Origin of the sequence: Stieleria magnilauensis, assembly GCA_007753675.1 — a bacterium.
Lineage (GTDB): Bacteria > Planctomycetota > Planctomycetia > Pirellulales > Pirellulaceae > Stieleria > Stieleria magnilauensis.
In genome coordinates this window covers 7990818-7999473 of the sequence record CP036432.1, presented here as the reverse complement: position 1 = coordinate 7999473, position 8656 = coordinate 7990818, and the positions used below count along the sequence as shown (strand labels likewise).

The 8656-nt window shown below is 56.2% G+C and carries 14 protein-coding genes; 5 read left to right on the top strand and 9 right to left on the bottom strand.

The window, feature by feature from the left end; genetic code table 11:
* The first annotated feature begins 2 nt into the window (after positions 1 to 2).
* The 3 genes from TBK1r_RS28695 to TBK1r_RS28685 all read left to right on the top strand — a co-directional run bounded on the left by TBK1r_RS28695 (position 3) and on the right by TBK1r_RS28685 (position 2723).
* Positions 3 to 356: a hypothetical protein gene (locus TBK1r_RS28695; protein WP_145218379.1), complete on the top strand. Its 354-nt coding sequence runs from the start codon at positions 3 to 5 to the stop codon at positions 354 to 356.
* The gene (locus tag TBK1r_RS28690) at positions 356 to 1540 is read left to right on the top strand and encodes a hypothetical protein (protein WP_145218377.1); all 1185 of its coding nucleotides are present in this window, start codon (positions 356 to 358) and stop codon (positions 1538 to 1540) included. The genes TBK1r_RS28695 and TBK1r_RS28690 overlap by 1 nt, the downstream gene beginning before the upstream one ends.
* A 166-nt stretch (positions 1541 to 1706) precedes the next feature.
* Positions 1707 to 2723 (top strand): hypothetical protein, encoded by a 1017-nt coding sequence (locus TBK1r_RS28685; RefSeq protein ID WP_145218375.1) that lies wholly within the window; start codon positions 1707 to 1709, stop codon positions 2721 to 2723.
* Between the two features lie 39 nt (positions 2724 to 2762).
* On the opposite strand, the gene TBK1r_RS28680 is transcribed toward TBK1r_RS28685, so the two are convergent.
* The 9 genes from TBK1r_RS28680 to TBK1r_RS28640 form a co-directional block, all read right to left on the bottom strand.
* Entirely contained in the window at positions 2763 to 3818 is a 1056-nt protein-coding gene (locus TBK1r_RS28680; RefSeq protein ID WP_145218373.1) for a PDDEXK family nuclease, read from the bottom strand.
* Positions 3819 to 3852: 34 nt separating this feature from the next.
* A complete protein-coding gene (locus tag TBK1r_RS28675; RefSeq protein ID WP_145218371.1) occupies positions 3853 to 4197 on the bottom strand; it encodes a hypothetical protein in 345 nt (114 codons plus the stop codon).
* 93 nt (positions 4198 to 4290) lie between these two features.
* Positions 4291 to 4629, bottom strand: coding sequence for a hypothetical protein (locus TBK1r_RS28670; protein WP_145218369.1), 339 nt, complete (start codon positions 4627 to 4629; stop codon positions 4291 to 4293).
* Positions 4630 to 4855: 226 nt separating this feature from the next.
* Positions 4856 to 5035: a hypothetical protein gene (locus tag TBK1r_RS39175; protein ID WP_419580484.1), complete on the bottom strand. Its 180-nt coding sequence runs from the start codon at positions 5033 to 5035 to the stop codon at positions 4856 to 4858.
* A complete protein-coding gene (locus TBK1r_RS28660; RefSeq protein WP_145218365.1) occupies positions 5032 to 5286 on the bottom strand; it encodes a hypothetical protein in 255 nt (84 codons plus the stop codon). Before TBK1r_RS28660 ends, TBK1r_RS39175 begins: the two co-directional genes overlap by 4 nt.
* A gap of 73 nt (positions 5287 to 5359) precedes the next feature.
* Positions 5360 to 5569 carry a hypothetical protein gene (locus TBK1r_RS28655; RefSeq protein ID WP_145218363.1) on the bottom strand — a complete coding sequence of 70 codons (210 nt, stop codon included), beginning with the start codon at positions 5567 to 5569 and terminating at the stop codon, positions 5360 to 5362.
* Positions 5570 to 5572: 3 nt separating this feature from the next.
* A complete protein-coding gene (locus TBK1r_RS28650) occupies positions 5573 to 5809 on the bottom strand; it encodes a hypothetical protein (protein WP_145218361.1) in 237 nt (78 codons plus the stop codon).
* Positions 5810 to 5880: 71 nt separating this feature from the next.
* Positions 5881 to 6114, bottom strand: coding sequence for a helix-turn-helix domain-containing protein (locus TBK1r_RS28645; RefSeq protein WP_145218359.1), 234 nt, complete (start codon positions 6112 to 6114; stop codon positions 5881 to 5883).
* Positions 6115 to 6161: 47 nt separating this feature from the next.
* A complete protein-coding gene (locus TBK1r_RS28640) occupies positions 6162 to 6827 on the bottom strand; it encodes a tyrosine-type recombinase/integrase (RefSeq protein WP_419581601.1) in 666 nt (221 codons plus the stop codon).
* 476 nt (positions 6828 to 7303) lie between these two features.
* Here TBK1r_RS28640 and TBK1r_RS28635 point away from each other — a divergent pair, with 476 nt between their 5' ends.
* Positions 7304 to 7531, top strand: coding sequence for a helix-turn-helix domain-containing protein (locus TBK1r_RS28635; RefSeq protein WP_145218499.1), 228 nt, complete (start codon positions 7304 to 7306; stop codon positions 7529 to 7531).
* A 412-nt stretch (positions 7532 to 7943) separates the two neighbouring features.
* Positions 7944 to 8342 (top strand): HNH endonuclease, encoded by a 399-nt coding sequence (locus tag TBK1r_RS28630; protein WP_145218498.1) that lies wholly within the window; start codon positions 7944 to 7946, stop codon positions 8340 to 8342.
* Positions 8343 to 8656 lie beyond the last annotated feature (314 nt).

Genomic DNA, 8656 nt, shown 5'->3' with positions numbered 1-8656 from the left:
CGATGGCAACTTACGGATTTTCAGACCGCAACGTTGCCAAGCGTCTCAAGCAGATGGCGGCCGGCGTTCGCATCGGCCCGCAGGCTGATCGGTACTCCGAACTGCTCTATTTCAAGACACCCGTCGGCGGCATCCCGGCCAAGAGCGGCACGACGTGGGGGAAGGCCACATGCACGCTCTATCACCCATCCTACGACGGGACCGACGTTGACGAAGAGGTCGCGCAGGACACCAGCGGTAGTGACATCACTGCAACGGTCTTTAATTGGGCTCCGGTTGCCATCACCGCCGAAACATTCGTCTGGGTCGGCTACGCGGGTGAGCTTCTGGTCGTCCTCAATGAGGCGTGCTCGTAATGCGATTTTCGCCGGGCTGTGGTTGCTGCTGCGTTGACCTGACCGTTACTGGGGGTGACAACACTGACAAGTGGGAGCGAACGGACGTTAGCGGCGTCACGACGGTGACGATTTTGGTGCCGATTGACATTTGTAATTTCCGTTTTTCGTTTGAGGGCGAGCAACCGGACCCAAACCCAAATCCGCCGGCGGACTATTCCTTTGACGGAACGGCAAAGATATATTTCCTTGAAGATCCCAGCGACGACGACGTTGATGCGATTGGAGTGATCACATACACGAACGAAAATGCACTTGATTACAACGGAACGCCGGGGCTCTATTACGACAAAAACATCAGCTATTTCTACTGGGAAGATTGGCAAACATGGGGCTGCAATTCGTCACCATTTAATGTCGACCACTCAACGCGAACCTATGGCACAGTCGAGATCGATGTCGACGATTGGGGGATGGGGACGCCAGTCACGGCGAACCACGCAAGAACGAATTTTGACGGGCTTCAAATCGAGACATTCGCCGATAGTGTAATGATCGAGACGGCCGGAATAGTCACCCAGAGTATTTGGTGGAAGGGCGGGCCAACGGTTGCAAACGTGGAGTCGCTGGGGGCAACCAGACTGGTGCTTGACCGGCCGAGTTGCTCAGCACAGAGGGTCTATATCCGATACCAAACAAGCGGTGACTGTACTGCAACCGATACATCATTCACGCTGCAATCGGTCAACGATCCGGGTGATGAAGAGTGCGTGAACGCCGATCCGCAAGCAGAGGACGGCAATTGTCTTTCGCCGACGGATAGCTGCAACGTACTTGAAGCAAGGAAACCGCTTTGGCTGAAAGCGAGGTTGCAGATCACTAATTGGGATGGCTACGGCAACAACATTGACGAGGAGATGTGGTGCATTGGCGGCTACATCTTTCTGGATGGTTTCTGCAAGGCAACCCAACAGGGATTGAACGTTTGTGATCCCTACGGCAGCAATTCAATCTATCGAATCGCGGCAGAACTGACATGTGATAGTGGCGACGTTATTTTGACGATTGAAGCTGACGGCGGAGAGTGGGAAATTGACTTAGCGGATAGCATCACTGACCCCGTTGACATCCCAAACACGGTTTTGAATGACGCCAATTCGCTCACTTCGCCCAACAATGCTTCAACGACGATCACAATCAACTAGCCAAAGCGTTTGCGACAAATGCCACCGGATCTATTTTGGGGCGCACCAATGCAAGGGTGATCGACCCAGGACGACCAGAAGCGAAGTTACTTGGCGGCAGGTTGTGAAGTCCGCCTGCAACGAATCTTGCGAGCACTGGGGCAGCGTCAATGGATCGAAGGGGTGTGTGCTGATTCCCGAATTGCACCCGAACAAAAAACCGTGTGACATCAGATCGTATTTCCACGCCAAGGGGCTGCCGTGCTTGGCCAACCCGCCGAAGTATCCGTCACGCGATGAGTACACGCAGCCAGAACACGGAAACAATTGGTTTGACGCGCCATGGATTAGCTGGAGCGAATTGCGCGCGGATGTAGCCGCATTCTCGTCACGACTCGCGACGATGCCCCTGTCCGGCGTCGCTGGAATCCCACGTAGCGGAATGATTGTCGCGTCAGACATCGCCGTGCGGCTTGGCCTGCCGCTTTACGCGGTCAGCGACAGTGGGCTGACCAAGCTGGATACTGGGTTGCGTCTGCGGAACGCCCCGAACTTGGATGGTCCGATACTTGTGATGGAGGACTCAACGGCGAGTGGTCGATCAATCAAGGAGGCGAGGTCAAGGCTAGTTGGACTCAACGTTCTGTTTGGTGCGATCTATGCCACACCGCAGGGCACGCGAAGCGTGGACCTGCACCATCGAATCCTGCCACTGCCTCATTGGTTCGAATGGAACATGCTGGGTAACCCTGCATTAATGCGTGACATCAGAATTGCGATCGACTTCGACGGCATCCTCTGCCCAGATTTCACCCCCGCCGAAGACGATGACGGAAAGATGTATCGGCAGCGGATGCGGTCCATGCCAATCATCAGGCACCCAGGCGTGGCCACGCTACCGCACATCATCACAGCGAGGCTTGAGAAATACCGTGGGCTGACAGAGCACTGGCTCAGCAGGCGACGTGTCAAGTACGATCGATTGACGATGGGACCGTGGTCAACCAAGCAAGAGCGAGAGGCCGGTGACGTGGCCGCATGGAAGGCCCAACAGTGCATTGAGAGCAACACGCAAATCTATATCGAGTCATGCCCAGAGCAGTCGCGTCGCATCGCAGGGATTGCCCCAAGCGTCGCTGTGCTGTGCCCCGGCGAGACGCCCCCCCCCTACCACGGGGGGCGGGTTTTTTCTGATGTGCCATAATGGCACGACCTATCGCCCCCGTGATTAGTGGTGCGTGCTTCAAAATGAGTTTTCAAGGGTCGGCTCTATCTCGCCAAGTGACTGTAATCGAACCAGGTAAATCCCTTGGATTTCGGCGTAACGGTCCAGCCACTGGTCTCGCTCCACCTGCCTAAAGAACGCCTCCTTGCCGCCAAACCGCTTCACTGGCTTCCTGTGCTGCTGTCCGTCAAATTCGATAAACGCATTTTCTTCTGGCACAAAAAAATCGACAACAACGGTACGGCCGTCTGCTCGGATCCTGTGCTGGTGCTTAAATGCAACTCCGTGCTTTGCCAGCCAGTTCGCTATCCTCCTTTCGCCTTTTGGTGATTTGCACACCGGGCACCCCTGCCCTTTGAGATGATCCTGCGGCGTCTGCCGGAACGTTCCGTGGGCGCTGCATTTGATCGCCATTGGCTTGACAGTTGAGACATACGTCTCTTCATCATAGGTAAACGTGTCTCCATGAATTCGCCTTGCCTGTGCAACAACCTGCGAGAACGGGGTTATGTTCCAGCCCGCCCTGCACTGACCACAGAGTCCGCTGCGGTAGCGAGGATCGATTCGCGAGAAACAAGACTTGCACAGAAAAAGCAGATCCTTTACATGCGGCGCCGCTGATAAGCCAAGCACCGGCGTTTTGCATTCTCTTGCCACAGCAACGTGATCTGAAAGCACGACCCTTTTGATCCTCAGGCATTCTGGGCACCCACGCCAACTGACGTGTTCGCCAGCAGTCGCGGTGAATTCCCCATGCTTCTTGCACACTACTTTGACCGGGGTCTTTGCGCCAAAGAATTCTTGCACCGGATAGTCGTAGTCATCTCCGTATTTCGCCCTAGCCTTACGAAAAAAGTCTCCTCGCTGCAATTGCCGGCCCTTCTTCTCGCATGCAGGGCACCCTTGCTGCCTGTAGTGATTATTGGGCGACTGCTTGTACCTGCCATGAACTGGGCAAATGATCGTTACGTGATCCATTGCGCCCGTGTATTCAACTTCCGAGTAGTCAAAGAAATCACCATGCACAACTCTTGCACGGCGGATGAACTCCTCGGTGGTTAATTTCGCTGGCATCCCTGCACCTTTAGTTGGTCTTTCCTGTTGGGTTTTAGTGCACCGTGTACATTTCGGCGGTTGCGAACGCCAGGATGTTGCCGTCCTTGTCGCCGAAGTACATTTGGGCGGACCTATTGGTGCCCACGATCGGCTTGAAATAGTCCCAAACCTCAGCGACCGCCTTTTCCTTCTCGCCGTCGCTCATCGTGAGCCACGAGCGGTTGACGATGAACGCGACACCCTTTTCGCTGCAATCATAACCGTCGATAAATGGCCGGGTGTTTACGACGCCCTGCGCCCACTGGCCCATGTATTCGACAGTCTCTGGATCCAGCGGCTGCGGTTTCGCACACCCAGCAACCAACAACGCCAACGCAAACAGCACCGCACTCCGCATCACTCATCCCCTAAATCAGTAACCCGCAACCACCTAACTCCCACCGCCACAATCACGGCGAGTATGGCCCACTCGGCCGGATGGCCTAGCCATTCACTGTACACGATCGGGGGACTCGGTGGGTGGATTCTCAAAAAGCTGCAAAAGCTCGCCCGGCGAAGTGACCAGGGTGGAATCGGGGAACAGTCCGATGTGGCTCTCTGTCCACCCCGTAGCGCCCCCGTCCTTGTCGATCGCCTCCAGTCTCGCCATTGCGGACCCGTCGCAGTCGCGGTCGTACCCAGTCACCCGGAACGGGATCAGCACAATCGATCCGACCGGCTCGGGATCGACGAAATCACGACGAGACGTGACGAATCGCGGGTCGCCCTCGATGAGTGGCACGGTTCGCCAGTTGTCTTCCGCGTCGGTTATTTCTCTTGCTGGTCTCACTTCGTTCCTCCCGCTTGTTGAAAATCCCGCCGCAGCAATTCAACTGGACAATAGAACGGAAATTCGTTTCGCCTGCGGATCCAAACTTCCGCGACCGATTGGCGAAGCTCTTTGTCTCGACCAAAGAAATCTGCCAGCGTGTCAAACACTCCGAGCGGATCGGCGGCAGTGTTAAACGACAGGGCGAACTCTGCGCATGCCTCAAATACTTTTTCAGGGTCCGCGTTCACTTGCGCACCTCCCGCCGCACCCACTCCAGCCGCAGCCCATCCCACTCCCACCGATCGGCACAGGCCCCGCACGTCAGCCGCCCATTGACTTTCGCGACCGGCTCGCCGCGGGGGATCTCGTGCCGGCATTCGTGGCAGCGGCACTTGCGGCCGGCGGGGTGCAGGGTGGGGGTCATTGGGCGATCTCCTCAGACGCCCACATTTCATCCTGTCCGATTTCTTGCACGTAGTATTCCGGCGCGTCGTCGTCGCCCCAATTGCATCCGGCAGCAGTCTCCTTGAGTGACTCGGCATGATTTTCTGCGTCGGCGCGATTTCGAAACACGGTGGGGTCGTAGCCGAAAATGTAGTCATGCGAAATCATCCCTGATTGGTTGCCGTAGGTCGCTCGAACGGCAAACAGTTTCGCTTTCGTTTCAGTCGTCATTGGTTCGCTCGTGTGAAATGCCCCGCAATCGCCGGGGCGGGGTGGGAATGCCGGGATTGGCGGGATTGGCGGGTTAGTTTGCTGCGTCAATTTCTCGGCAGATTTCGTCGATCCGCTCCTGGCTCAACCATGACTGCGAATCGTAAACCCACACGCTGCCGTCTTCGTCGATCTCGACAGATGAGTTCGTTCGCTCGATGAACCAGTCGGCGATCGTACTGCCGGTCGTTTCGTTGTTCTGAGCGTTTCGCATCCACTCAGCGTTGATCTTTCCAGCGTCCATTGCTCAGCCCTCCACGCTTTCGACTGCGTCGTCAATGTCTCCGCCCCAGCTCATGTTTGCCTTGCATCGTTCGCAACCGTCGTCGGTAACGGTGATGTATTCGCTGGCGTGGCCGGTGTAGATGCGGACGGTGTCGCCACCGGTCCAGATGCGAGCCTTGGGAAACTTGCGGTCTCCCCAGCGATCTTCTGTGCTTTTCAGGGCGGCCAGAATTGCGTCAGCTTTTTGCGTGGTCGTCATCGTTCTGCTCCGGTTGGCGGTTGGCGGTTGGTTGCTTCGATGTCCCTATGTTACACTATCGGAACGAAGGGTCAAGCGTCACCACTCAATTTTTTCACATTTCGCGCAAAAGATTTCGGGACCGTCAGCTTGCACCGCATCGCGTCGGCAATCGCATCGAGCGAGTCGGAGTTGACATGCCTCCCGGCGAGAAAGTCACAGACGGCACGTTTGGAGACGCCGGACGCGCGAGACAGGGCGGCCTGTGTGATGTCGCCGGACTGGATGGCGGATGCGAGGCTTTCGCGTATTTGTTTTGTGATCATTCCCGCATGTTACGGAAATGGAACGGGATGTCAACATCAACGACGCATCACGCTGTCCCCCTCTTTTTCGCCTTCCCAGGGTTCGCCAAAAACTCCGCCAGCACGTCACAGGTCTGCTTTTCCCGCGAAAAACGGGGGTCGATGTACCGCTGCGTGGTCCGCCGATCTGAGTGGTCGAGCGTGTCTTGCGGGTCCATCCCAGCGGCGTAGACGGCAGATCCGACAGTTTTTCGTAGTGCGTGGAATTGGTATTTCCGCCCAGTGGGCAGGCCAGCATCTGCGACGATCTGGCGAAATCGCTGCCATAGGTAATTCCGATTATACGGCCACGGAAACAATTTCTTATGCCGCGAATGCTGGCGAATCATCGCAATCCCGGCGACAGTTTGCGGCGCGAGACGATAGGATCGGTCGCGGGTTTTGCCCTTGCGTGCTTCCGCTGGCACACGCAACCATCCCCCTTGCATCCAGGTGCTCTCGGCCGCCATGACGGCGCTGATTCGCTCTCCAGTATCGAGTATGACCCGGACAACACCGCCCCACCAGAGCCAAGCGGGTATCCCGTCGATCTCGCCCGATTGCCGGTTGATGGCAGCTAGCAAGCTTTGGATTTCGTCGGGCATCCACGCAATCGGATCACGCTGCGGCTCCGACTCTTCTCGGATGTCCGGCCAGGTTTCGATCAAGCCCTTCTGGTTCGCCAGCCGCCACATCGCAAGCAATTCAGTTAGCTCCTTGTTGCGAGTGGCGGGCGAAACGCCGGATCGCCTCGCCAAGTGACGCAAGACATTGATTTCGGTCAAGTCAGACACTTCCGCTGATTTGCAGAGTGTTCGACCGAATTGCCGAATGCACAACCGGTACAACCGGCTCGTGTTCGGCGATTTCCCCCGCAACCTTGCGGGAATGTAGATTGTTTCGAAAAAGTCGATAAGTAGCATTTTCGCCCTCCGTTGATGGGGCAAGAGTAGATCGTCATCCAGGTTATCCCAGGCAATCCACCTGCTACTCCTTGTCCTTTTGCGCCGCCGTATGTTGCTCAGTCCGGTTCTGACGGTCGTTTGTCGAGTCGTGTAGGGGTCACTCAGCAGAGGGCGGTAGCCGTGAGGCCCGCAAAGCAACGCCTGGCGTTTGTTTGACACCTCTGCTGTGTCTACTTTAGTTGACACGACGACAGAGGCAACCAATAATGTCCGCCATCATGGATGCACTACTCACAAAAGTCCGTCAGGCGATCAGCTCAAAGGCTATCTCGGTCAAATGCTTGGCCGATGAATGCGGCGTCTCGCGCGAGTACATCTACAAGATGCTTCGCGGCGATTCACACCCTACTGTCCCAGTCGCCGAAAAGATGGCTGCTGCTGTCGGCATGCAATTTACCCTGAAAGCGGCGACAAGAAAGAAAATTTCTGCTTAATCGTGTCAACTATTGTTGACACATGAAAATCTAACCGATAAAGTCCCGGCGTCAAACAAACGCCGGGTTTCTTTTTGGTCACTATCTGAGTGACCTACGAAACGCCGGCACACCACTAGCCGGCGAACTCTTGCGGACTCTTCCGCGACCGTTCGTCATTTGATGGACGGGTGAAATGGTACGGATTTTTTTGCGTGCGATACCGGAGCACTTGAAGGCAAGGCTCATCGGAGACGGCCTTGCAGAGATCCCGGTAAAGGACACCGTTGCAATCATTGACGAGTCGTCAATTGACAACGTGCAGAGGTTCCGGTGGGAGCTCCATGGAAGCTGGAAATGCCCCGGAGCTACGAAGTACGCAAGGACTCGCTCGTCATTCTTTGATCGCGACGGACAGAGGCGGCCGGTCTTGATGCACCGCCTGATTCTTGATTTCCCGCTGTTCGTTGTTGATCACCGGGACCGCAACGGACTCAACAACGTTCGCGAAAACCTGCGTGCAGCTACACCGTGGCAGAACAGCGTCAACACTTGGTCGCGCGGAGGAACGTCACGATTTGTTGGCGTCCATTGGGACAAGTCCGCCAATTGCTGGTGCGTTCAGATACGCCACAAGCGAAAGCTGGAAACGATCGGTTACTTCCAGAACGAGGAAGCGGCGGCAGAGGCTTTTGATAAACGGGCGATTGAGTTGCGAGGCGAGTTTGCCGCACTCAACTTCCCCGAAATGCACGGCAGGGTCTTTGACAACCCTGCGTGCCGCTCGGAGATCCCTGGCGATTCCATCGCATGCAGCAGGGCAGCGTCTTAGCAAAAACACGAACCGCGTTGTGCAATCCCGCATACCGCGACGGCACCGAAAAATCACCGTTTGGCAATCACTAATCGTAAAGGTCAACCAATGAGCAAACGCAGAAGCTGTGCAGACGCTGCCCGCATGTGCGAGTTGCTGTCACTCAGGATCGCCCGTGACACATGCCTGAGCAAAGAGAACCAAGGGCGAAAGCGTCGAGCGTTGTTCGAAATGCCGCGTGTCGATCGAACGCAATTCGAAGGCGGCTGGACAAGCTACGGCGACGTTTGGCTAGACGATGGCACGCACTTCTCAACAAGCACGCGATGGGT